This is a genomic window from Saccharopolyspora sp. NPDC045839 (assembly GCF_056431645.1).
Window position 1 is genome coordinate 329,391 of sequence record NZ_JBWKKH010000002.1, and the last position, 22,571, is coordinate 351,961.

The 22,571-nt window shown below is 70.1% G+C and carries 23 protein-coding genes and 2 pseudogenes; 8 read left to right on the forward strand and 17 right to left on the reverse strand.

Going from position 1 to position 22,571, the window contains the following annotated elements:
* Window positions 1-112: 112 nt before the first annotated feature.
* Together AC07EQ_RS04455 and AC07EQ_RS04460 are read right to left on the reverse strand one after the other, a co-directional pair.
* On the reverse strand, window positions 113-877 hold the full coding sequence (locus tag AC07EQ_RS04455) for a class I SAM-dependent methyltransferase (protein WP_478386522.1): 765 nt from the start codon (window positions 875-877) through the stop codon (window positions 113-115).
* Window positions 878-1,156: 279 nt separating this feature from the next.
* Entirely contained in the window at window positions 1,157-2,326 is a 1,170-nt protein-coding gene (locus AC07EQ_RS04460) for an epoxide hydrolase family protein (RefSeq protein ID WP_478386523.1), read from the reverse strand.
* Between the two features lie 103 nt (window positions 2,327-2,429).
* On the opposite strand from AC07EQ_RS04460, the gene AC07EQ_RS04465 reads away from it, so the two are divergent.
* On the forward strand, window positions 2,430-3,005 hold the full coding sequence (locus tag AC07EQ_RS04465) for a CGNR zinc finger domain-containing protein (protein WP_478386524.1): 576 nt from the start codon (window positions 2,430-2,432) through the stop codon (window positions 3,003-3,005).
* On the opposite strand, the gene AC07EQ_RS04470 is transcribed toward AC07EQ_RS04465, so the two are convergent.
* From AC07EQ_RS04470 to AC07EQ_RS04490, 5 genes are all read right to left on the reverse strand, one after another.
* Complete coding sequence (locus AC07EQ_RS04470; protein WP_478386525.1) at window positions 2,965-3,354, reverse strand: DUF6204 family protein; 390 nt, start codon at window positions 3,352-3,354, stop codon at window positions 2,965-2,967. The genes AC07EQ_RS04465 and AC07EQ_RS04470 overlap by 41 nt on opposite strands.
* On the reverse strand, window positions 3,351-4,004 hold the full coding sequence (locus AC07EQ_RS04475) for a TetR/AcrR family transcriptional regulator (RefSeq protein ID WP_478386526.1): 654 nt from the start codon (window positions 4,002-4,004) through the stop codon (window positions 3,351-3,353). Before AC07EQ_RS04475 ends, AC07EQ_RS04470 begins: the two co-directional genes overlap by 4 nt.
* A gap of 49 nt (window positions 4,005-4,053) precedes the next feature.
* A complete protein-coding gene (locus tag AC07EQ_RS04480) occupies window positions 4,054-4,572 on the reverse strand; it encodes a GNAT family N-acetyltransferase (RefSeq protein ID WP_478386527.1) in 519 nt (172 codons plus the stop codon).
* Between the two features lie 20 nt (window positions 4,573-4,592).
* Window positions 4,593-5,159, reverse strand: coding sequence for a helix-turn-helix domain-containing protein (locus AC07EQ_RS04485; RefSeq protein ID WP_478386528.1), 567 nt, complete (start codon window positions 5,157-5,159; stop codon window positions 4,593-4,595).
* A 65-nt stretch (window positions 5,160-5,224) separates the two neighbouring features.
* Window positions 5,225-8,299 (reverse strand): AfsR/SARP family transcriptional regulator, encoded by a 3,075-nt coding sequence (locus AC07EQ_RS04490; RefSeq protein WP_478386529.1) that lies wholly within the window; start codon window positions 8,297-8,299, stop codon window positions 5,225-5,227.
* A gap of 108 nt (window positions 8,300-8,407) precedes the next feature.
* Between AC07EQ_RS04490 and AC07EQ_RS04495 the strand changes: the two are divergent.
* Window positions 8,408-9,301 (forward strand): annotated as a pseudogene (locus AC07EQ_RS04495) (NAD(P)-dependent oxidoreductase); the annotation flags it as partial.
* Window positions 9,294-10,175, forward strand: a complete 882-nt coding sequence (locus AC07EQ_RS04500; RefSeq protein WP_478386530.1) for an NAD(P)-dependent oxidoreductase — start codon at window positions 9,294-9,296, stop codon at window positions 10,173-10,175. The pseudogene AC07EQ_RS04495 and the gene AC07EQ_RS04500, both read left to right, overlap by 8 nt.
* A gap of 230 nt (window positions 10,176-10,405) precedes the next feature.
* On the opposite strand, the gene AC07EQ_RS04505 is transcribed toward AC07EQ_RS04500, so the two are convergent.
* The gene (locus AC07EQ_RS04505) at window positions 10,406-11,296 is read right to left on the reverse strand and encodes an EamA family transporter (RefSeq protein ID WP_478386531.1); all 891 of its coding nucleotides are present in this window, start codon (window positions 11,294-11,296) and stop codon (window positions 10,406-10,408) included.
* A 69-nt stretch (window positions 11,297-11,365) separates the two neighbouring features.
* On the opposite strand from AC07EQ_RS04505, the gene AC07EQ_RS04510 reads away from it, so the two are divergent.
* Window positions 11,366-12,223: a LysR family transcriptional regulator gene (locus AC07EQ_RS04510; protein ID WP_478386532.1), complete on the forward strand. Its 858-nt coding sequence runs from the start codon at window positions 11,366-11,368 to the stop codon at window positions 12,221-12,223.
* A 33-nt stretch (window positions 12,224-12,256) separates the two neighbouring features.
* Here AC07EQ_RS04510 and AC07EQ_RS04515 read toward each other — a convergent pair whose 3' ends face one another.
* The 3 genes from AC07EQ_RS04515 to AC07EQ_RS04525 form a co-directional block, all read right to left on the reverse strand.
* Window positions 12,257-12,820: an AAA family ATPase gene (locus AC07EQ_RS04515; protein WP_478386533.1), complete on the reverse strand. Its 564-nt coding sequence runs from the start codon at window positions 12,818-12,820 to the stop codon at window positions 12,257-12,259.
* 272 nt (window positions 12,821-13,092) lie between these two features.
* A complete protein-coding gene (locus tag AC07EQ_RS04520; RefSeq protein WP_478386534.1) occupies window positions 13,093-14,226 on the reverse strand; it encodes a glycosyltransferase family 9 protein in 1,134 nt (377 codons plus the stop codon).
* Window positions 14,227-14,265: 39 nt separating this feature from the next.
* A complete protein-coding gene (locus tag AC07EQ_RS04525; RefSeq protein ID WP_478386535.1) occupies window positions 14,266-15,015 on the reverse strand; it encodes an SDR family oxidoreductase in 750 nt (249 codons plus the stop codon).
* Between the two features lie 94 nt (window positions 15,016-15,109).
* On the opposite strand from AC07EQ_RS04525, the gene AC07EQ_RS04530 reads away from it, so the two are divergent.
* Window positions 15,110-15,673 (forward strand): NADAR family protein, encoded by a 564-nt coding sequence (locus AC07EQ_RS04530; protein WP_478386536.1) that lies wholly within the window; start codon window positions 15,110-15,112, stop codon window positions 15,671-15,673.
* Window positions 15,674-15,701: 28 nt separating this feature from the next.
* Here the strand turns inward: AC07EQ_RS04530 and AC07EQ_RS04535 are convergent, their stop codons facing one another.
* A complete protein-coding gene (locus AC07EQ_RS04535) occupies window positions 15,702-15,905 on the reverse strand; it encodes a DUF397 domain-containing protein (RefSeq protein WP_478386537.1) in 204 nt (67 codons plus the stop codon).
* Window positions 15,906-15,924: 19 nt separating this feature from the next.
* Window positions 15,925-16,788 carry a helix-turn-helix domain-containing protein gene (locus tag AC07EQ_RS04540; RefSeq protein ID WP_478386538.1) on the reverse strand — a complete coding sequence of 288 codons (864 nt, stop codon included), beginning with the start codon at window positions 16,786-16,788 and terminating at the stop codon, window positions 15,925-15,927.
* Window positions 16,789-16,903: 115 nt separating this feature from the next.
* Here AC07EQ_RS04540 and AC07EQ_RS04545 point away from each other — a divergent pair, with 115 nt between their 5' ends.
* Window positions 16,904-17,194, forward strand: a complete 291-nt coding sequence (locus tag AC07EQ_RS04545) for a hypothetical protein (RefSeq protein WP_478386539.1) — start codon at window positions 16,904-16,906, stop codon at window positions 17,192-17,194.
* 27 nt (window positions 17,195-17,221) lie between these two features.
* Here AC07EQ_RS04545 and AC07EQ_RS04550 read toward each other — a convergent pair whose 3' ends face one another.
* Together AC07EQ_RS04550 and AC07EQ_RS04555 are read right to left on the reverse strand one after the other, a co-directional pair.
* Window positions 17,222-17,638, reverse strand: a complete 417-nt coding sequence (locus AC07EQ_RS04550; protein ID WP_478386540.1) for a 3'-5' exonuclease — start codon at window positions 17,636-17,638, stop codon at window positions 17,222-17,224.
* A 193-nt stretch (window positions 17,639-17,831) separates the two neighbouring features.
* Window positions 17,832-18,407 carry a TetR/AcrR family transcriptional regulator gene (locus tag AC07EQ_RS04555; protein ID WP_478386541.1) on the reverse strand — a complete coding sequence of 192 codons (576 nt, stop codon included), beginning with the start codon at window positions 18,405-18,407 and terminating at the stop codon, window positions 17,832-17,834.
* A gap of 338 nt (window positions 18,408-18,745) precedes the next feature.
* Here AC07EQ_RS04555 and AC07EQ_RS04560 point away from each other — a divergent pair.
* Window positions 18,746-18,994 (forward strand): annotated as a pseudogene (locus AC07EQ_RS04560) (anthrone oxygenase family protein); the annotation flags it as partial.
* Window positions 18,995-19,159: 165 nt separating this feature from the next.
* Here the strand turns inward: AC07EQ_RS04560 and AC07EQ_RS04565 are convergent.
* Window positions 19,160-19,984 carry a pentapeptide repeat-containing protein gene (locus AC07EQ_RS04565; RefSeq protein ID WP_478386542.1) on the reverse strand — a complete coding sequence of 275 codons (825 nt, stop codon included), beginning with the start codon at window positions 19,982-19,984 and terminating at the stop codon, window positions 19,160-19,162.
* Between the two features lie 161 nt (window positions 19,985-20,145).
* Here AC07EQ_RS04565 and AC07EQ_RS04570 point away from each other — a divergent pair, with 161 nt between their 5' ends.
* A complete protein-coding gene (locus AC07EQ_RS04570) occupies window positions 20,146-21,282 on the forward strand; it encodes a hypothetical protein (protein WP_478386543.1) in 1,137 nt (378 codons plus the stop codon).
* 77 nt (window positions 21,283-21,359) lie between these two features.
* Here AC07EQ_RS04570 and AC07EQ_RS04575 read toward each other — a convergent pair whose 3' ends face one another.
* A complete protein-coding gene (locus AC07EQ_RS04575) occupies window positions 21,360-22,571 on the reverse strand; it encodes a GDSL-type esterase/lipase family protein (protein WP_478386544.1) in 1,212 nt (403 codons plus the stop codon).

Here is a 22,571-nt window from a genome sequence, read left to right on the forward strand (position 1 = left end):
AGGTGGACTTCCGCTACCGGTGGAAATCATCGCCGAACCGCTCAGGTTCGCCCGAACGCCCAGGATTCCCCAGTGGAGCGCAGGCGGGAATCTTGAGTCACGGTGACGAAAGTCAGGCCGGTTTGCGGGCCTCGACGAGAACCCGGGTCGAGTGGGCGATGAACGGGCCCTCTCGCTCGATCCGCTCGTGCAACTCACGCAGCCGGTCCCGGTAGCGGTCGACGAAGAAGTCCGGAACGGTCCAGATCACCTTGCGCAGGAAGTAGATGACGGCGCCGACGTCGAAGAACTCCATCCGCAACCGCTCCAGGCGCATGTCGACGACGTCCAGTCCGGCTGCCTCGGCTTCGGTTCCCTCGACGTCAGGATGGCGTTTGCGGCGGATGTTCTCGGACAGTGGCCCGAGGAAGAACTCCACGAGCTCGAACACGGTCTCCGGGCCGACGTGCTGGGCGAAGTAGGTTCCCCCGGGCCGCAGGACCCGGGCGATCTCCGCCCACCACACGGTCGCCGGATGACGGCTGGTGACCAGGTCGAACGCCGCGTCGGCGAACGGCAGGGGCGGCTCGTCCCGGGCTGCCACGACCACCGCGCCCAACGGGTGCAGCAGCTCGGTGGCCCTGGCGACGTTCGGCGGCCAGGACTCCGTCGCGGCCATCACGGCGGGGAAGTTCCCGGCCCCGGCCAGCACCTCGCCGCCGCCGGTCTGCACGTCCAGCGCGGCCGACGCTGCACCCAGCCGATCGCCCAGCAGCCGCTGGTAACCCCACGACAGGCGCTGCTCGGTCGCGCGACCGTCCAACCAGGAAAAGTCCCACCCGTCGACCGGTGCGGCCGAGGCCTCGGCCACCAACTCCTCGAACGAACTCGTCGACATGCAGCCGATTTTCCCTGCCGGCCACGCGCGCAGCCACCGAATATTCGGTGGCTGGACGGAACATCCGGCTCACGGAGTGCGACGAATGTTGCCCCAGTGCCAGATTCGCGGTGAGTACGACGCCACACTGAGCGGATGGCGGCCGACGCACCCGATGGACTGGGGTTTCTGCCCTATGCCAACGCCGTGCACTACGGCGGCGGAGCGCGGCGGGCGGCGTTTCATCGGCTGCTCGTCACCCGGTCGGCGCACGGCGGGATCGTCGAGGAGCCGCGTTCACTAATTAGCGGCCAGCACTGCCGCGAGGCCTTCTTGCAGATCCTTGACGAAATACTCGGGAACCTCCAGCGACGGGAAATGTCCCCCGGTTTCGGGCGACCTCCATCGGACGATCTGCCGGAACCGCTCCTGCGCCCAGGCGCGCGGACACTTCTCGATGTCGCGGGGATACACACTAATCGCTGACGGGACGTCGACCCGAAGTTCGGGGTCGAGCGAGTTGTGGCTTTCGTAGTAAATGCGGGCAGACGATGCGCCGGTCCGCGTCAGCCAGTACAGGGTGACGTCGTCAAGAATGCGGTCTCTGGAAATCCTCTCGAACGGGCTATCTTCGGTATCTGTCCACTCAGCGAACTTGTCGAGGATCCAGGCGAGAAGCCCGACCGGTGAGTCGACGAGCGAGTAGCCGATGGTCTGCGGTCGGGTCGCCTGCTGCTTCGCGTACGCCGCGTGGTGGCGCCAGAAATCGCGGGTTTCCTCGGTCCATTTGCGCTCGGCCGCCGTCAGCCCGTCCGTTGTCAACCCGGGCGGTGCCTGCGCGGTCGTTGTGTGGATGCCGAGAACGTGCTCCGGGAACCTGCCGCCGAGGACCGTGGTGATCACACCGCCCCAGTCGCCGCCGTGGGCCGCGAACTTGCTGTAGCCGAGCCTTCCCATCAGCTCCACCCATGCGGCCGCGATCTTTTCGGTTCCCCACCCGGTGGTGGCCGGCTTGTCGCTGTAACCAAAGCCTGGCAACGACGGGGCCACGACGTGGAACGCTGGCGTGTCTGCATCTTTCGGATCTGCCAGCTCGTCCACTACATCGATGAACTCGGCAATGCTGCCTGGCCAGCCGTGCGTCAAGATCAGAGGAGTGGCGTCTGCGCGCGCGGATCGGCGGTGCAGGAAGTGGATTCCCAGATCATCAATGGTCGTGCGGAACTGGCCGATCCGGTTAAGGCGCGCTTCGAACGACCGCCAGTCGTACCCGGTGCGCCAGTAGTTCACGACATCGACGAGGTCGGCGAGAGGAACGCCCTGTTCCCATCGACGAGGGCCGGGCGCGGCGCGATAGACCGTCTCGGCTTCCGGCAGCCGCGCCGCGGCCAATCGCGCGCGCAGATCGTCGAGGTCAGCGTCAGTTGCGTGGGCTTCAAATGCTTGCACGTCGCTGGTTGGACGGGGCATGAGATCTCCTGGTCATCGTGGAACCGGCTACGACCTACCGCGAACCGGCTAAGACGGTTCTAGCATGTCTCCATGTCAACGTGCAACCTGCTAAGGTGGTTCCATGCGTGCTGGGTTCCCTGAATTTCGCCTCGGTAACGTGCTAGCGACCAGCTTCACGGGGACTCTGTCGGAGCGTTCTGGCAACGCTGTGGAACGCATTCCCACGCCGCACCGACTCGTCGACTGGCTGGTAGTGAACGGCCTCGCCGTGGACTCCTGCACCACCGCCCAGCTCGAACTCGCTCGGGAACTGAGGGAATCAATTCACGCCGCCGCGACAGCGGCCGCGACCCAAGACGCTCTCCCTGTGTCTGCTGTCCAAGTCATCAATGACTGCAGCGCTCAGGGTCGGGCCGCGGCTATCCTGACGCCCGAGGGCAATCGGCGATGGCGACTTAGTTCGGCTTCCTGCGTAGAAGATGCCCTAGGCGTGATCGCCGCCGACGCGATCAGCATCATCGCAGGCGAACGAGACGGAAAATTGGCCTTGTGCGCATCGCCAACCTGCCAAGCCGCCTTCTTCGACACTAGCCAAAGCCGCACCCGCAAATGGTGTGACATGAACACGTGCGGGAATCGTCAGAAGAAAGCGCGCTTCAACGCCAACCAGCGCAAAAACCCCACCTCAGCAAAGTAATTGGCACCTGGCCGTAGCTTCGGGAGTATTGGGCCGACATCGACGAGTGATCCGGCAGCGCCGGGTGGCGGCCCTTCCGGCGGATCTTGATCTGGCGCATGTCGGTCACCGCCGTGCGCAGGACCTGGTACGGGTGGCCATGGGCGTCCAGCGCCGCCAGCGCGCGCTGGGTCGCCTCCCGCTCGCCGTCGTCGTCGCGTTCCGCCGGAACCTGGCAGCGGAAGGTGAACGCCGAAACGGTGCCGTCGTGGGTGAACGTGCCCGCCTCGGTGAAAGCGGTGTCGGTGGCCGCCAGGACGGCCGCGCGCCCGGCCTCGCTGAGCCCGTCGAACTTGCCTCGGATCGTCACTCGGAACATGGTTGGTCCTTTCGCCTGGCGTAGGTGAGAACGCGATCGCCGAGCACGTCCTCGACGGTGGTCAGCAGATCCAGCGTGGCCTCGGCGATCGCATCGGGGCGCTCGCCGGCCGCGAGGCGCTTGCCGATCTCGGCGAACACCAGGGAGTGGAAGCAGCCCAGCTGGTGGGCGATCACCCGGGGCAGCGGGTCGTCCGGTGCGGCACCGGTCTCCTCGGCGAGGACGGCGGTGAGCGCGTCGGTCATCTGCTGGCCGAGGGACTCGAGCCGGGCGAGGAGCGTGGGCGCGGCCCGCATCATGTCGAAGACGCGGCCGAAACCCCCGGTCAACCCGACCTTGCGGTCGCGGCGGTGCACCTCCTCGCGCAACTCGCGCAGGATCGCGTCCGCGGCGGACTCGCCGACGCGGCGTTGCCGCACCATGTCGGCGAGCCGTTGCGGGAACGCTTCGTCCGGCGGCAGGACCAGGTCTTCCTTGGTCGGGAAGTAGTTGTAGACGGTGTTCGCCGACACCTCGGCGGCCGCGGCGACTTCCGCGATCGTGACGTGTTCGAAGCCGCGCTCGACGAACAGGCCCATGGCCACCTCGGTGATCCGCTGCCGTGTCCGGCGCTTCTTGCGCTCCCGCAGCCCCTCGGTCATGCCACAAGCTTAACTCGACTCCAATATTGGAGTCGACTTCAATATTTCGTCAGGCGAGTTGCTTGTAGAAGAAGCTGCCGTCTTCGAGGCGACCGGCCGGGTCGGCGGCGTAGCCGGGCACGATGCCGAACCGCGTCCAACCGGCGGCGAGGTAAAGCCCCTCGGCAGGACTGCCGGTGGCAGTGTCCAGGAGCAGCAGGATGGCGCCCGCGCGGGCGGCGGCCCGTTCGGCGGTGGCGAGGAGTTCGCGCCCCAGCCCCTGGCCGCGGGCGTCGCGGTGCACCATGAGCTTGACGATCTCGGCGCGGTGCCGGCCGTTGGGCTTGGATTCCAGCACGAGGCTGACGGTGCCGGCGATGCCGTCGGGGCCGTGGGCGGCCCAGACGATCAGGCTGCCGTCGGCGATCGCGGGTTCCCGGGTTTCCCACCAGGCCACGGCCGCGTCCTGGTCGAAGGGTTCGAGAAACCCGAGCGAGAAGCCGCCGTCGACGACGTCGACGAGGAGATCGGCCAGTTCCTTCACGTTGTCGCGGAAATCGGCGGCGGACAGCCGGGTGATGGTCGACAAGACGGGATTCCTCCGAGTGATCAGGGCAGGACGATCAGCAGGGCGTAGCGGACCGGTTCGGGGCCAGGGCAGCGGAAGCGCGACCGGCCCCACAGCCGGAACCGCAGGCAGTCGCCGGCCCGCACCTCGTGCACGTGGTCGCCCGCGGTGACCTCCAGCGCGCCCGCCAGCACCCAGATGTGCTGCTCCAGGCCCGGCACGGCCGGGCCGTCGTAGGAGATGTCCGCGCCCGGTTCCAGCACGCCTTCGACGACCTCGCCGCGCAGTCCCGGATGCGGCGGGGACACCGAGCGCCGGGTGAAGCCCGATGCCTCGTCCCGCCACACCTCCTGCCGGTCGGCACGCACCAGCTGCGGCGGCTCCGATTCCACCTCGGCCAGCAGCTGCGACATGGTCCGCTCGTAGGCCGCGCACAACTTGTTCAGCAGCGCCGCGGTCGGGCTGATCTCGGCCCGCTCCAGCCTCGACAGCGTCGAGCGGCTGATCTCGGTGCGCTGCGCCAACTCCTCCAGTGGCCAGCCGCGCTCCACCCGCAGCTCCGCGAGCCGGCCCGCCAACCGGGTATCCATCTCAGAGCCGTTTCTCATATTCGGGAGACTAACTCAAATATGAGATGAACCGGAAGCCGGGTGCGGATGTCACCGAGAGCACATCATGGCAACCCTGCGTCGGCATCGTCGGCGTCCGAAGCGAACTCGGCAGCGAACTTCTCGCTACCGAGCGCCGCGAGAACCCCGGCAGTAATCCGATCCACATCGCCGCGCTCGGCCTCCGGTAGCGGAGCACCGCTGAGCTCGCGGGCCCGCGTGGCGGTGCCCAGGAGACGTGCGGCCCGGGCCGGTTGACCCGCGAGGGCGTAAGCACCGGCAAGGCCCTCCTGCGCGAGGGCCACGGCCCGCGGATCTCCGCTGTCACGGGCGACGGCGAAACCTTGACGATGCAGGGACAGTGCCGCGGAGGCGTCGCCGCGCTGTTCGGCGAGGAAGCCGAGTTCGGCGATGAGGAGCGCCGGCCCGGGGCCGAACTCGACTTCGCGGTGCCATTCGAGTGTCTTGCGGAGGTGCTTCTCGGCGAGGTCGTAGTCGCCCTCGCGCCGGGCTCCGAGGGCGAGGCCGATCTCGGCGTGGATCTCGCCCGCCGCGTAGCCGTGTTCGGCTGCCAACGCCATCGCCTCACCGTGGAGCTCGGCGGCCCGCGTGACATCACCAGTCAGGAGGGCGACCCTGCCGAGGCCGGTGATCCGGTCGGCGGCATCTGCCCAGAATCCCAGCTCTTCGGCCAGGCGGCGCCCTTCTCCGTGCAGTTGCGCTGCCCGCGGGCAGTCACCGGTGATCGCGGCCAGCGCCGCAAGCGGATAGGTGGTTTGCAGCTGCCCCCAGCTGTCGCCGAGCTCCGCGAAAATCGCGTGACCGTCTTCGGCGCTGCGCCTCGCCGCGGCGAGATCGCCCCGCAGCAGAGCCTGCCCGGCCCGGGTGCTCTGCGCCGCGGCGACCCCCCAGCGGTCGCCTTCTGCGCGGAGGTCGGCCAGGGCACGATCCACCAGCGTCTCGCTGCGTTCCAGGTCCTCTCCCGCTTTGAACAAGGCGTGGCCGAGGAACCATTCGGCACGTGCACAACCGGCTCGACCGGGCACGCGAACCTGATCACTCCGTTGTTCACCTGCCAGCAGGGCGAATCCCGCGTGCCAGAGAACGGCTTGGGAATGAAGGGGATTCCGGGCGTCGTCGCTGACCTGCAGCGCTTCCTCCAGCGACCGCCGTGCCTCGCTCAGCCGGCCACGCAGGAACCAGTACCAGGCCGAGGCGACCGCCAGGCGCAGGGCGCCAGGGGCGTCTTCCCGCCGCACGGCACGGTCCAGGGCAACACGCAGGTTGGCGCTTTCGTGGTCCAGGCGTGTCAGCCAGCGCTGCTGCTCGGGGCCGCGGAGGTGGTCCCCGGCTTGTTCGGCCAGCTCCATGTAGTAGGCATGATGGCTCAGCTGGAGCGCGTCCAGCTCGCCCGCTTCCGCCAGGCGTTCCGATGCGTAGGCCGACACCGACTCCGGAAGCCGGTACCGCTGGTCGTCGGTCACGGTCAGGACCGAGCGGTCCACCAGCCGGATCAACGGGCCGAGGACGTCCCGGCCACCGCCGCACACCGCCTCGGCGGCTTCGAGGGTGCAGCCGCCGGTGAAGACCGACAGGCCGCGCAGGAGCGCCCGCTCGTCGTCGTTGAGCAGCTCCCAGCTCCAGTCGATCACCGCCCGCAGGGTTCGCTGGCGCGGCGGCACGCCGCGATGGCCGCCGTCGAGCAGGCGGAACCTGTCGTCCAGCCGGGCGGACAACTCGCGCACGCCCAAAGCGCGGACCCGGGTCGCGGCCAGTTCGAGCGCGAGCGGTAGCCGGTCGAGGCGGCGGCAGATCGTCGCGACGGCCTCCGCGTCGCCTTCGGCGACGACGAATCCGGGTGCGGCGGCCGCGGCTCGTTCGGCGAACAGACGCTCGGCGTCGGATTGCTTCAGCGGAGGAACGTTCCACACCGCCTCGCCGGCCAGCCCGAGAGGTTCCCTGCTCGTCGCCAGGACACCGATCCCCGTCGCGGCGGTCAGGATCCGGCGCACGGTCTCGGCCGCGGAGTCGATGACGTGCTCGCAGTTGTCCAGCACCAGCAGGAAACGCCGCGAACGCAACGCGTCCTCCAGCCCCGCCGGTCCCTCTTCCCGGATGCCCAACGCCGCGCTCACCTGCTCGGCCACCTCGGTCGATCCGGCGAGGCCGACCATCCGGACGCCGTCGGGATAAGCACCGGCCGCCAGGCCGGCCGCCTCCTGCGCCAGCCGCGTCTTGCCCACCCCGCCCGGGCCGGTCAGCGTCACCAGCCGGTGGGCGGTGAGCAGCCGGCACACCGCGGGCACCGCTTCCTCCCTGCCGACCAAGGCGGTGAGCGGAACCGGGAGGTCGCCGCAACCCTTCAGTTCGCGGCGGGCGGCAGGGGCGGCCGCCAGCTCGGCATCGTGGGTGAGGATCGCTTGGTGGACGGCGGCCAGTTCCGGCCCCGGATCCACGCCCAGCTCCTCGGCCAACCGGTTCCGCAGTTCGGTGTAGACGGCCAGGGCCTCGGACTGCCGCCCCGCCCGGTACAGCGCCCGGAGCTGGACGGCGCGCAGCCGCTCCCGGAGGGGATGGCGGGCCGCCAGCTCGCTCAGCTCACCGATGAGGGTGCGGTGCTCGCCCAGTTCGAGCCGGGTCTCGGCGAGCGCTTCCAGAGCGGTCAGCCGCTGCTCCTCCAGCCGTGCGACAGCGGCGCGCAGGAAATCCAGGTCGCCCAGGCCGGCGAAGGCGTCTCCCTGCCACAGGGCCAGGCCTTCCGCCAGCAGGTTCGCCCTGGTACGCGGGTCATCGGTGCCGTGCGCGGCGTCGGTCATGTCGGTGAACCGCAGGGAATCCACGTCCCCAGGGCCGATGCGCAGCAGATATCCCGAGGGCCGCGACTCCACCAGCAGCTCTGCCCCCGGTTCGGCCTTCGCCAGGGCGCGCCGCAATCGCGAGATCTTCGTCTGCAGGGCACCGGCCGGGTTTCCGGGCAGCCGATCGCCCCACAGGTCGTCCACCAGCCGGTCCGCCGTGATCGTGCGCCCCGCATCGACGAGCAGGGCGGCCAGCAGGACGCGCACCTTCGCCTCGGGGACGTCGACCGGCTGCCCGGCCGACGTCCAGGCAGCCAGCGGGCCGAGCACGGAGAAGTACATGGCGGCACAGTAACCGGCCGACAGCGGCCATCCGGAACCGCCAGCGACCCGCCAGGGTCCCGACAGCCCTGGTCGGCAAGGTGAGAACACACCGAACGACAGGAGAACCACATGTCGGAGAACCACGAACAGTCCACAGTGTCCGTGATCGGCTTGGGGCAGATGGGCGCCCGGCTCGCCCAGGCATTCCTCGCCGCCGGCCACACCACGACGGTGTGGAACCGCAGCGCCGCGAAGGCCGACGCGCTCTTCGTCCAAGGCGCTGTCCGTGCGGCCGCAGTGGAATCAGCGGTCACCGCGAGTCCACTGGTCGTGGTCTGCCTGCCGGACTACGCGACCGTGCGCGAGGTGCTCGGCCCGGTCGCGGAAAGCCTGCGCGGCCGGGTTCTCGTGAACCTGACCTCCGGCACTCCGGAGGAAGCGGCCCAGGCCGCCGCCTGGGCCGCCGAGCACGGCGCGGCCTACCTCGACGGCGCCGCAATGAGCGGGACCCGGCTGGTCGGGCGTCCCGAGGCGCTGTTCGTCTTCAGCGGCTCGCGCGAGGCGTTCGCCGCCGACAGGGCAGTGCTGGCGAGCTTGGGGAACGCCGTGCACCTCGGCGATGACCCGGCGCTGGCCCCGGTCTACGACACCGCGCTGTTCGGCCTGGCCTGGGGCGCGCTGGCGGGCTTCTACCACTCGATCGCCCTGGTGGCCGCGGCAGGCGTCGACCCGACCGCGTTCGCAGCGGTGGCGACCGAACACATGCCGTTCGTCACCTCGCTGATGGCCGACCACGCCCGTCACGTCGAAGACGGCCGGTTCCCCGACGACGACGGCACCGTGGAGGTGCACCGGGCCGCGATGGAGCACCTCGTGGACACCAGCAGGACGCAGGGCATCGGCACCGACGTGCCTGACCTGTTCAAGGCTCTGCTGGACCGGGCCGCGGTCGGCGGTCACGGCGCGAGCGGCATCGCGAGCGTCATCGAAACGATCACGAAGGGCGAGCGGAATGCCTGAGCAGACCAAGCCGCGCGTGGCGGTCCTCGGTCTCGGGCGCATGGGCGCGCCGATCGCCACCGCGTTCATCACGGCCGGCTACGAAACGACCGTGTGGAACCGCAGTGCGGCGAAAGCCGACGCGCTCATCGAGCAGGGCGCCGCCCGCGCGGCCACCGTCACCGATGCGGTCGCGGCCGCGCAGCTGGTGATCGCGCCGCTGCTGAACCGCGACGCGGTCCGGGAAACCCTCGGTCCGGCCGCGTCCGCGCTCCGCGGTCGTACCGTGGTCAACCTCGCCAACACCACTCCCGGCCAGGCCCGGGACCTGGCCGCCTGGGCCGCCGGGCACGGCGCCGACTACCTCGACGGGGCCATGATGGCGCTGCCCGAGACCGTCGCCACCGAGGCGGGCTTCTTCGTCTACAGCGGCTCCGCGCAGGCGTTCGCCACCTACCGGCGGGAGCTGGAAGTGATGGCGCCCGCGCACTACTTCGGCACCGACCCCGGCTCGGCGGAGATCCACGACCTGGCCCTGCTGGGCACCGGATACGCGGCCCTCACCGGGTTCCTGCACGCTGCGGCACTGGTCACCGCGGCAGGCACCACTCCCGCGGTGTTCGCCCCGCTGGCGGCCCGGTGGCTGAACGGGATGGCGGAGTTCCTGCCCGAGCTGGCTCGCGAGGCGACGTCAGCGACATACGCGGACGGGGTCTCCACGGTCGACCTGAACCGGGCCGCGGTGGACAGCCTCATCGGTCTCAGCCGTGCCAACGGCATCGCCACCGACGTGCACGAGCCGCTGAAGGCACTGCTCGACCGGCGGTCGGCAGAAGGCCGTGGGCAGGACAGTTTCTCCAGCGTGTTCGAGCTGCTAAGACCACGGTCAGCGTGAGCCCCGCGCCTGATCCCGCCCGGCCCTTCGACCAGCCGGGCGGAGATCAGGAACCGTAGTCGTCGTAGAAGCCGTGCCCTGTCTTGGCGCCTAGGCGCCGCACGTCGACGTAGCGTTGCAGCGGCTCACGCTGCCCCTGATGTCCAGCACCGCGCGTTCGGTGCGGCCGCTGGACATCAGGTCACCCGCGGCGTCGCCCAGGTCAAGACTTCCACAAGACGAGCGCGCCGCTACTGGCGCGTGGTGACGACGCTGACGACGTTCGCGGCGACGATCGCCGCGATGCTCAGCCACTCCAGCACCTGCAGGTTCTGGCCGAGGAACACCAGCCCCACGCCGGCCGCCAGAACCGGGTTGATGCTCATGAAGATGCCGAAGAACTGCGCCGGAACCCGCCGCAGCGCCAGCATGTCGATCAGGAACGGCACGGCGGAGGAGAGGATGCCCGCCGCGGCCGCGCAGCCCAGCGCTGCCGGGGTCGGCGGATGCTGGATGAGCACCGCGATGCCGATCGGCACGAACAGCAGACCCGACAGTCCGGCCGAGGCAGCGGTGCCCTCGGCACCGGGCAACCGGCGGCCCACCGAGCGGTTGAGCAGGATGTAGGACGCCCAGCACGCCGCGGCCAGCAGCGCCAGTCCGATGCCGACGTAGTCCGTGGTCGGCTGGGGCCGGGTCAGCGCCACCACGCCCGCGGCGGCGACCACCGCGCACCCCAGATCCACCACGCGTCGCGACGCGGCCAGCGCGACCGCCAGCGGCCCGAGGAACTCCAGCGTCACCGCAAGACCGAGGCCGATGCGGTCGATCGCGCTGTACAGCGACAGGTTCATCGTCGCGAACACCGCCGCCAGCAGCAGCACCGGCTGCCACTGGCGCCAGGTGAACGCCCGCAACCGGGGGCGCCCCACCGCCAGCAGCGCGACGGCGGCGATCCACTGCCGCACCGCCACGACACCGGCCGGCCCGATCACCGGGAACGCCAGCGACCCGATCGCCGCACCGATCTGATTGGACAGCCCGCTGCCGACCATCATCGCGATTCCCGCGTAGCGGCCGCCGTTTTCCGCGGTGGGCGCCGGGATCGCCACGGGCTGCCGCGCATGCGCTGTCGTCTGCATGGCACAGAGCCTGCGCCGCCGCGGTGCTTCCGCAAAATGCATCCGACGCGCCAGCTATACGCTTGGGTTATGGATGTGGAGCTGCGGCAGCTGCGTTGCCTGGTCGCGATCGCCGACGAGGGCACCTTCACCGACGCCGCCATCGAGCTGGGCGTCTCGCAGGCGGCCGTCTCCCGCACGCTGGCCTCGCTGGAATCCGCCCTCGGCGTCCGCCTGCTGCGCCGCACCAGCCGCGAGGTCGTGCCCACCGCCGTCGGCACGCAGGTCATCGCCCGCGCCCGGCGGCTGCTGGCCGAGGCCGACGACCTGGTGCGCGACGCCACCTCCGGGCACACGCGGCTGCGCATCGGCTACGCCTGGTCGGCCATGGGCCGCCACACGGTGGACTTCCAGCGCAGGTGGCCCGGGTTTCGCCCGGACGTCGAGCTGAGCCTGGTGCGCACCAACTCCGCCACCGGTGGCCTCGCCGAAGGCGCGTGCGACGTCGCCGTGGTGCGCACGGAACCCGACCAGCGCCGCTTCGACGGCGTCATCGTCGGCCTGGAACGCCGGTTCTGCGCGGTGGCGTCCGACGATCCGTGGGCCCGCCGCCGTTCCATCCGGCTGGCCGAGATCAGCGAACGCACGCTCCTCATCGACCGCCGGACCGGCACCACTACCACCGAACTGTGGCCGCCGGAGAACCGGCCTGCCGTCGAGTACACCCACGAACTCGACGACTGGCTCACCACCATCGCCACCGGTCGCAGCGTCGGCATCACCGCGGAGAGCACCGTCGACCAATACCCGCGCCCCGGTGTGGTCTTCCGCCCGCTGCGCGACGCCGCGCCCATCGCGGTCCGCCTGATCTGGTGGCGCGACGACCCGCACCCGGCCGCGCAAGCCGCCGTCGCCCTGCTCACCGATCTCTACCGCGCGCACAGCTAGAGGAGCCCGTCGCTGTCGGGATGAGCCGGCTGCTCACCTGCCGATGTCCGCGTCGCCGGCGAGTTCGTCGAGGACGAATCGCATGCGCTGGGCGACCGTTGTTCGCGGTAGGTGGACGAGTTCGTAGCCGTAGTCGGTGTAGGCGGCGACCATGTGCTCGTAGGTGCGTTCGGCCTCCGCCGGGGTTTGCTTGCGTTCGCCGTCCTGGCGGTAGATCTCCGGCCAGAACGGGGCGATCAGCACGCGGTTGCGGTACCGGAACCGCCGCGCGGCGGCATCCACGTGCGGTGGCACCGGCAGGCCGCTCAGCCGCAGGTAGCCGACGATGTCGGGCAGCCCGCGGTCGAAGATCACCGGTCCGCACCGGCGGCGGGCCTGCCGGTAGGAACGCAGGTCCCGCTGCAGCATCAGCTCTGCGAACAACGCCCGGTCCGCCCAGGGCAGGCCGCGGCCTCCGGTGGCCAGCTGATCTGCGATGACGCCGCGGCCCGCCTCCGGCGAGCAGGCGCATCCGGCGGCGGCGAGGCGCTCGACGAGCGTCGTCTTGCCCGCCCCGGGGCCACCGGTGATCACGACGAAATCTGCTGGCGACGACATGCCGGCCTCCACCATCGAACCCTTGCAACGGATATGGAAGTGCGGTGATTGTCGTCGCCGGATGCGGCGGGAACGCCGGGGTGAGCGCGGCGTGAACGGCCACTGGAGCAGGCCTGGCACCAGATCTTAGCGGTCGCGATGAGTTTCGCGGCCCGGCGCGGTCCAACCATCGGAGGCGCTTGCCGGCCGGAGGTGTCTCCGGGGCCGTGTCCGAGGTCGCGCATTCGGCTGCAGGGGGTACTGCGCGGCACTCGGACCGGCCCTGGCGCTCGTCACAGGTAGGCGGTCAGCAGGTCGTCCACCGAGTACATCAGTTCCGTGCGGCCGCCGAAGAGCTCGTGCAGGCGGGTGGCGTGATCGCGCATCGCGGCATCGAAGTCCGCGGCACCGTCGTAGAGGCGGGCCACGCCGTCGACGAGCTCGGGGAGGTCGGCGTCGATGCGGGCCGCGGACATGCTGGGCGAACGCGGGCCGTCGTCGTCGACGGGTTCGGGCGTGTTGCCCAGCATGACGTAGCAGGGGAAGCGTGCCAGGTCCGGCAGCACCGAGTAGAACGGCACGCCCGGGTTGAAGTAGTACTCCGCCCAGTCGTTCCCGGCCAGCGCCAGCCACGGGGTGCCCACGGCCAGCGCGGCGAATGCGAACCCGGTGTGCGGCGAGAGCAGCATGTCGCAGCGCTGCATCGCGGCCAGCTGCCGGTCCAGCGGCACGTCCAGCGCCCACGCCGCGTTCGGGACGGTCGCGGCCAGCGCGTCGAACTCCGCGCGCGTGAACCCGGTGCTGGTGCGGCCGTCGTCGGCGAGTTTGCCGGTGAAGCAGATCCGCGCCTGCGGCCAGCGGTCGGTGATGGCGCCGAGGATCCGCTGCCACGACGCCAGCGACGGGTAGCGCCACCGTTCGGCGCTGCCGCCGGGCAGCACCGCGATGGTCGGCGCGTCGTGCTGCGGCAACAGCTCGGCGGCCCAGTCGCGCGCCGCGGCCGGCAGGTTCAGCCTCAGCGGGTTGCGTGCCTGGTAGGCCGGTTCGGGCGCGCCGACCTGCGTGTGCCCGCCGGTGGTGCGGAAGTGCTCGGCCGACAGCTCGTAGTAGCGCTGCAGGCCGGGGAAGAAGTCGTGCTGCCACTTCTGGTGGCCGCGCGGATCGTCGACGACCCAGTCCCATTCGGCGGGGATGTGCGCGAGGACGTCGGCCGTCGGCGGCTCGAACACGTCGATGTCCACTGTGTACACCTCGTCGATCGCGTCGCACCAGGCGGCCAGGTCGATGGCGGTGGCGGAGTTGAGCACCACCGCGATCCGCCGATCCGGGTTCGCGCGGCGATATCCCAGGCAGGACTGCAGCGCCTCCACGGCGTGCCCGACGGGATGGCAGTAGACGAAGTTGACGAGCACCGATTCGCGTTGCACGAGAGCAACCCTACGGTCGCGGACAACAGGTTTTCGCCGCTACAGGCCGCCAGCGACGCGCAGCACCGCCCCGCTGGTGTAGGCCGATTCCGGGCCGAGCAGCCAGCCGATCGCCGGGGCGATCTCGTCGGGTTCGCCGGCCCGGCCGAACGGCACGCGTGCCACCGCCGTGTCGATGCGTTCCGGCGCTCCCGCGCTGGCGTGGATGTCGGTGCGCACCAGTCCGGGAGCGACGGCGTTGACGCGCACGCCCTCGTCGGCGAGTTCCTTCGCCAAGCCCATCGTCAGCGCGTCCACGGCTGCTTTGGCTCCGGCGTAGTGGACGTACTCGTGCGGCGATCCGAGCGTTGCGGCGCTGGAGGAGATGTTGACGATGGCCCCGCCACCGCCGCCGCGGCGGGTGGACATGACCTGCGCGGCGCGGCGCGCACAAAGCACCGCGCCGAGGAAGTTGACGTCGATGACGCGACGGATCACCTCGACCGGCGTGTCGGCCAGATCGCCGATGTGCGCGGTGAGCCCGGCGTTGTTGACCAGCCCCGTGACCGGACCCAGTTGGTCCGCGGCGTCGGCGAACAACCGGTCCACATCGGCCTCGCGGCGGACGTCCACGCGCACCAGCACGCACCGGGCGCCGTGCCCGCGGGCCTCGGCCGCGACGCGCTCGGCGCCGCTGTCGTGGTCGCGGTATCCGAGCACGAGGTCGTGGCCGGCCCGGGCCAGCCACGACGCCGTGGCCGCGCCGATGCCGCGACTGGCGCCGGTGATGATGGTGATGGGGCGACTCATGCGCTGATCATGGCATCCGCCGGTGCCGGGCTCGTCGACAGCCGTGCACGAATTCGTTGGCCCGCAGCCGACCTGAACGGGAAGACTGTCCCACATGGACATCGGCCCAGCGGACGTCGGCGACGTGATCAGCCGGGTGCGGCGAGGCCGGCGCGTGAAGTTCCTGTACTTCTGGGGCCATCGGCCCGAGCGCGATGGCCGCGTCGGGCGCGGTTGTCTGAGCCAGTGGTGGCCCGCGCCGTTCACGGTGGACGGCCGGAGGTTCGCCACTGCCGAGCACTACATGATGTGGCGCAAGGCGGTGCTGTTCGGCGACGCCGGCAGCGAGGAGGAGATCCTGCGGGCGTCCCATCCCCGGCAGGCCAAGCAGCTGGGGCGTGGCGTGCGCGGATTCGACCAGCGCTGTTGGGAGGAGTGCCGCTACGAGATCGTGCTGACGGCCTGCGTCGAGAAGTTCCGCCAGAACCCGGACCTGCGGGATTTCCTGCTGGGCACCGGTGGCCGAGTTCTGGTGGAGGCCAGCCCGGTCGACTCGATCTGGGGCATCGGCCTCGCCGCCGACGATCCGCGCTGCGAGAACCCCGAGCAGTGGCGAGGACTGAACCTGCTGGGCTTCGCGCTGGGCGAAGCCCGCGCCCGTCTCACGGGTCAGCCCTGATCGCGTGGCCGAGCTTGTGCGCCGTGGGTCAGGGCCGGTCGAAAGTGCCGTTAGTGAGCGAGCCGAGGAAGCGAGACCATGCAGATGGGCCGAACACGAGCACTCCACCGGCGGGATCCTTCGAATCACGAGCAGCGATCCCACCGCCCGAGAACGCCACCTCGACGCAGGTGCCGTTGTTCCCGCTGTAGCTGGACTTCCGCCACGTTGCAGTGCTTAACGGGCCCAACATGGCAGCTCCTCTTCACCGGTTATGTCTTCAGCATGCTCTTGAGCAGCGTGATCGACTGCTGCGGGCTCAGCGCGACACGCTGCAAACTTTCCGCAGCCATCGTATAGGAGGCGACCTGCTCCGAGTCCTGGATGTAGATCGCCCCGTCATGCAGTTCCGCATATGCGATGGACCGGACGTTCTCGAAGTCGAGCACGATGAATTGCCCGGTCAACGCGGTGTGTAGGCCGTCTTCGGGACGGACGACCTGAATCGTGACGGTGGGCTTCCTCGCCATGTCGATGAGGTGCCGGAGTTGGTTGCGGTGCAGTTCGTCGTCGCCGACCCGCAGCCGTAGCGCGGCCTCGGCGATGACGGCGTGCAGATGCAAGGGGCGTTGCGCGTCGTTGAGGCGTCGGGTGCGTGCCATGCGGAAGCTGACGAAGCGCTCGCCGTGGTCCTGACGAACTCGTGGTGTGTCGGCTGTTGTCGCGCTGGCGTATTCCTCGGTCTGCAGCAGTCCAGGAATGATGATCGGTTCGAAGACGAACTCGCGCTCGGCCAGACCTTCGAGCCCTACGAACGTCTTCAACCAGTCCGGGACGACGTGTGCCCACGGACCCCACCAGGTGGCCTGGTCGGCCCGGCCGGTCAGGGTCGTCAGCCGATCTACGTCGCGGAGTTCGGTTCCATAGGTCTTGAGCAATAGTGCGATGTCATCCGGCGCCTGCTGCTGGCGGCCGGTTTCCATGTGGCCGATCTTCGCCTTCGACATCCCCGTGTTCGCACTGGCGACGGCCAACGACATGCCCGCTTCGTTGCGATACCGGGCCAGCTCCACACCGATGAGCCATCGCAGGGGCGATGGGTCACTCCGAACAATCACCTGGACCTCCTTGGTCACGCACATCATCCACCATGTTGCTCTCCGTGACTTTCACCTGATCAGTTAGTTACGTCATGAGACGTCTATCGATACGGTTGGTGGACACTGTCCACAAGCGACAAGGAGGTCGGCAATGGGGGAGAACTCGCCGAAAGAACGGCAATCGTGGACGTTCGCGGACTGGATGGACGAGCTGGTACGCGTGTGCGCGCCTCGGATGTTTGCTCTCGTCGAAGAGGTCGAAGACCGGTTCGGGCGCGACGGCGAGCTGATCGCGTGGGGATTGCAGTTCGACGATCACGCCGAGTTGGTTGGTGTGGACGGCGGGATGCGTGGCACGTTCACCTCCGCGCAAAGCGCAGTCGACCTGTTCTCCCACGCCGGGAAGATGCATCTGATCTGGCACTCGGCGCCCGACAGGTGAGCATGCGGCGCAATCCATGGGTCTGGACTACCAGTCGCGGCTGGGCATGTTCGGCCAGGGAATTGTTCCATCACAGCAGGGAAGCCGGGCCGGTCGCGGGCGGCGGGCGGCGGATTCGGTGCTGGTGATCGCGTCGGCGAGACGCGACAGGAACGGGGAGCCGGGTTCTGTCCTGCCGGGAGCCCTGGATCGTTCGCCGTTGCCGCGCCCGGTGAGGTAGAGGTGACCCTGGGCGTGGGGCATGCCGACAAAGAACAGGCGACGTTCCTCGGCTACCTCTTCCTTGGTGGATTCGGTGCCCGGCCAGGGCAGCGGCAGCAGGCCGTCCTCGCAGCCGACCAGGAACACCACCGGGAATTTCAGACCCCTGGCGGCGTGCAAGGTCGGCAGGAAGATCGCCTCGGCCATCGCGGCGTTGCTGCGGCGCAGCTCGTCGACCGGCACGTTCTGGAGAATCCGCGGCTCCGGGCCGTGGGTGGCGGTGAAGTCGCTGACCCCACCGAAGACCTTCTTGCTCTTGGGGCCACACAGGGGACCTCGCCGACGATCTCCGGCAGCCCCGGCGATCTTGCCAAAAGATCATCGGAGACCGGCGGAGGGCCGCCCGCCGATGAGCGGGCGGGCGACCGTGCTCCGGTCAGCTCTCCGGCAGGCTTCGAGTCACCAGGTCGTCGACGATCTTGTCGATGCCGTACGGCTCCAGCAGTCCGGGGACCGTGAGGTCGTCCACGATGACGCCGAGCATGGCCAGGTAGAGCTGCAGCACGGTGGCGCGGTCGCCGGGCAGGCCGACCTCGAGGTGCCAGTCGATGTTGCTCTTGAGCATGTCGGCGAAGATGGCGGTCAGGTCGTCCTGCAGCTCCGGTCGGCGAGTGGCCTCCAGGCGCAGTTCCAGCATGGCGAGGTGACTGCTGCGGTCGCCGCGCATCCGCTCGACGAGCTGGCGCAGCAGCGTGGCGGTGAGCTCGCGGCTGGGCGCGGCCTTCATCGTCTCGGCCATCTCGACCGGGTCCGGGGTGAGGCGCTCGTGGGTGCGGGCCATGATCTGGCGGAGCAGCTCGGCGCGGTTGGCGAAGTAGTTGGTCGTCGTGCCGGTGGGAACGCCCGCTTCCTTGTCCACGGAACGCAGCGTCAGCCCGCGCGACCCGTCCCGCGCGAGGACCTCGATCGCGGCATCCAGCAGGGCGGTGCGGCGGGCGGGGTTCTGTCGCATGTCGGTCTCCCGAAACTCGTTGACGCCACTGTGAATGCAGTACTACGTTTTAACCACTGCGGACACAGTACATCAATGGAAGTTAAAAGTGCGGGCCCGAGATGCCGCGCCCCGCCCCCGGCCGCTGCCCGAACCCGGCACCCGCCGGTAACCCGCACCCCTGCCTGCCGCCCAGCGAGCCACGCCCGAACGGGAGATCAACGTTGGAATTCCTCCAGACCGCCACGATGCTGTCCGCCACGATCGCCTGCGCGCTGATGGCCGGGCTGTTCGCCGGGTTCGCCTACGCGGTCATGCCCGGCCTCCGCCGCTCCTCCGACCGCACCCTGGTCGAGGCCATGCAGAACATCAACAAAGCCATCCTCAACCCGGCCTTCCTGGTGCCCTTCATAGGCGCGATCCCGCTCATCGCCCTGGCAGTGTTCCTGGCCTGGCAGGGATACGGACGCCCAGCGCTGCCGTGGCTGATCGCCGGTCTGGTGCTCTACCTGGTCGCGTTCGCCATCACCGCAGCCGTCAACGTTCCCCTCAACGACCGGCTCGCCACGGCCACCACCGACTTCGCCGCGGCGCGCAGCGCGTTCGAGAAGACCTGGGCCACCTGGAACATCGTCCGCGCCCTCGTGCACACCGCGGCATTCGCGTGCCTGCTGTGGTCCCTGGTCGTCTACGGCTCCCAGCGGGTCGACGACGGCCAGCCGGTCACGCGCGTTCCGTCGTCGTCCTCGGCGGCTGAGCGGCAGCGCGGCGGATCACCAGTGCGCGGGGCGGGAAAGCGCTGGGGGCAGCTTCGTGGCGGCATCGCCCTTGGCGGCGTTGAGCTGGGCCTGGGTGAGGAAGAGCGCGCCGGTGAGGTCGGCCCCGCGCAGGTTCGTGTCGCGGAAGTCCGCGCCGATCACGTCGGCCGAGCGCAGGTCGGCCCCGCGCAGGTCGGCCGCGATGAGGTAGGCGCCGCGGAGGTTGGCGCCGCGCAGGTCGGCGCCGCGCAGCTTGGCTCCGATGAGATCGGCGCCCCGGTGGTTCTTCTTGCGGCCCGAGACCTTGGCCCGCACGAGCTCGCTGGTGCGCAGCAGCAGGATGTTGATGTCGTGGCGCAGCGCCGCGACATCGACATCGGTGAGCTCATCGGCGCTGCCGCGGGTCAGCGCTTCGGTGTCCTCCAGCGCCGTGCGGAGATCGTCGTGCAAGGGCTCGGCCGCCGGCAGGGTCAGGGCTTCGGTGAGGTACCAGAGCAGCTCGTGGAGCTGGCGCATCACCGGGAACACCGCGAACATCTTCCCGGCGGTGCGCGGGGCCTGCCGCCAGTCCGTGCCGCCGAAGGTGACCTGCGAGACCTTCTGCCCGGCGCCGAAGCAGTCGAAGACGGTGCAGCCGGGAAAGCCCCGCTCGCGAAGCTGTGAGTGGATGCCGCAGCGGAAGTCATCCAGCAGGTTGGTGCACGGCGTCCCGGCGTCCTTGTTCACGGCGAAGTCGGCCGAGGCGGCGAAGGGCAGTGCCACGCAGCACAGTCCGAAGCAGTTCGCGCAGTCGGCGTGCAGACCGCCATCGGCGGTTGGGGCTTGGTGCTGGTCGGACAACGTGCGTGATCTCCTGCCGCGAGGTGTTCTCCCCACATTCTCCCCGACCAGAGGCGGCGGGCCGGACGCAGGTCGTGATGCCGGAGCGGGTCCCGAGGGCGGCGGCGTGCCCCGCCAGCAGGTCCGACGTGCCGCCGGTCGCGGTTGATAACGTCCGCGCCATGGGTGAGCAGCAGGTGCGCGACGCGACGTCCGAGGAGCAGGCCGAAGGGGTGTGCCGGTTTCCCGGATGCTCGCGGGAGGTCGTGCGCACCGGCGGCCCGGGGCGCCCCTCGGAGTACTGCGATCTCCCCGAGCACACCCGCTGGCGGGCCTGGAAGGAACGGCAGCGCCTGCAAGCCGTGCAGGAGCAGGCCGAGGTTTCGCCGGTCGCGGCCGTCGAGTACGACAGCGCGCGACTGCGGGCCGAGGAGCTGCTGCGGCAGTACCGGCTCCTGTCGGAGCAATTGACCCGGAATCTGCGTGCCGGCATCGCCGAACTCGGCACGATCGCTGATCCCAGCGCTGCGGAGGCGCAGATCCAGGCAGCCCAAGCCGAAGCCGCGCACCGCATCGCGCAGGCCGAGAAAGCCCTGGCCACCGCGCAGCAGCAGCGTCGCGACGCCGAACAGGCGCGCAGCGCCGCCGAGGCGGCGGCTGAGGACGCCACCGCGGCCGCGGAAACCGCCGGGCAGGAGGCCGAAAGCGCCCGCAAGGAACGGGATGATGCCGTGGAACGGGCGGGCCAAGCCGAGCAGCGGGCGCGGCAGGACGTCGAGGCGGCGCGCAACGAAGCCGAGGTCGCCACCGCGGCGGCCCGGCGCGACGCCGAGCGGCAGATCGCCGACGCGCGCAGCTCCATCGAGCAGGCGAAGGCGAGCGCGGCCGCGGAAATCCAAGCGGCGCAAGAAGAAGCGCGGCGGCAGATGGATGCTGCGGCGCAGCAGCAGGCGGCGGCGGTGGAGCGGGCGGCGCGCGCCGAGCAGGCGGCGGAGACCGCGCAGGGACAGCTGGACGAGCTCAAGCGCGCAGCGGAAGAAGCGCGCGCGGAGGTGCAGCGCCACCGCGACGAGCTCGCTGTGCTGCGCGAGCAGCAGGCGGCGGAACTCCAGCAGCTGCGGACAGAGGCCGCGGAGCGGATGGAGACCGAGCGCACCGCCGCCGCGCAGCGGGTGGCGGCGGTGCAGGACGCGCGGGAGCAGTCGCTGGCACGCGCGGAGCGCGCCGAACGGCAGCTCGACGCCGCGGCGGAGGAGCTGCGTGCTCTGCGGGCAGCGGCGGCGCAGCCGCCCGTGGAGGCACCTGTGGAGCCGGCGTAGCCGGGCGGAACGCCTTCAGGCCACCGCGGCGCCTGCCTCCGGGTTCCGCAGCAGGTAGGCGGCGCGGTGACGCGTAGTCAGCGGGCTCGTTCGGCGGTGAACGGTCCGTCGGTGCCGAAGGCCCGTTCGGCGAAGCGTTCGCCGATGCGGCGGTGGGTGGCTGCGTCCGGGTGCAGCCGGTCGGGCAGCGGCAGCTCGGCGAAATCCGCCTCACCGTAGAGCTCGAGGCCGTCGAGGTGGTGCAGGTTCGGGTCGTCGGCCGCGCGCTGCTTCACGATGCGGGCGAGCTCCTCCCGGATGACGCCCAGCGTCAGCTTCCCGGCGGCGCGCTCCGCAGGATCGCCGGTGGCCCGGAACTGCACCTTTCCGGCTCGGAGCGCGTCGACGTCGAACGCGCCGGGGCCGGGAGTGTCCTCGTGGATGGGGCACAGGATCGGCGAGACGACCAGCAGCGGCGTCGTCGGATGCCCTTCGCGGATGGTGTCGAGGAAGCCGTGCACCGCCGGGGTGAAGGCGCGCAGGCGCATCAGGTCGGCGTTGACAACGTTGATGCCGATCTTGACGCTGATCAGGTCCGCGGGGGTGTCGCGCAGGGTGCGGGCGGTGAACGGGTCGAGCAGGGCGCTGCCGCTGAAGCCCAGGTTGATCAGTTCCACGTCGCCGAGGGCGGCGGCCAGCGCGGGCCAGATCGTGCTGGGGCTGGCCGCGTTGGAGCCGTGGCTGATGGAGCTGCCGTGGTGCAGCCACACCTTCCGTCGCCCGGTCGGCACCGGCTCGACCGGAGCGTCGGTGCGCAGGGCGACCAGTTGCGTGAGCTCGTTGTGCGGCAGCCAGATCTCGACCTCCTTGACGCGGTCGGGCAGCCCGGCGAACCGGACGGTGCCGACCGGGCCAGGCCGGGTCTCGGTGGAGCCGGTGGCGATGTCCACGGTCACGACGTTGCCGCCCGGCGCGCTGGCCTGGTCGGTCAGGCGGCCATCGACGAGCAGGTCGTAGACGCTGCCGGGGCGAGGCGGGAGGCCCTGGTAGACGGTCTTGGTGGGGAGGACGTCCAGCTCGACGACCGTGGCCCGGGTGCTGACGACCAGCCGCACGCCGGAGGGCTGGGACTCGGCCATGGCCAGCTGCCCATCGGTGTACTGCGCACGCGCCCAGGCCGGCAGCCGGTGCGGCAGCAACCCGTGCTCGGTGCGTTCCAGGTCGAGCGCGCCGCGCAGGAGATCCGCGGTGATGGGGGTGGTGACCCGGGCCTGCGGCCCAGGTGTGGCGGCGTCGTGCTGATGGTTCAT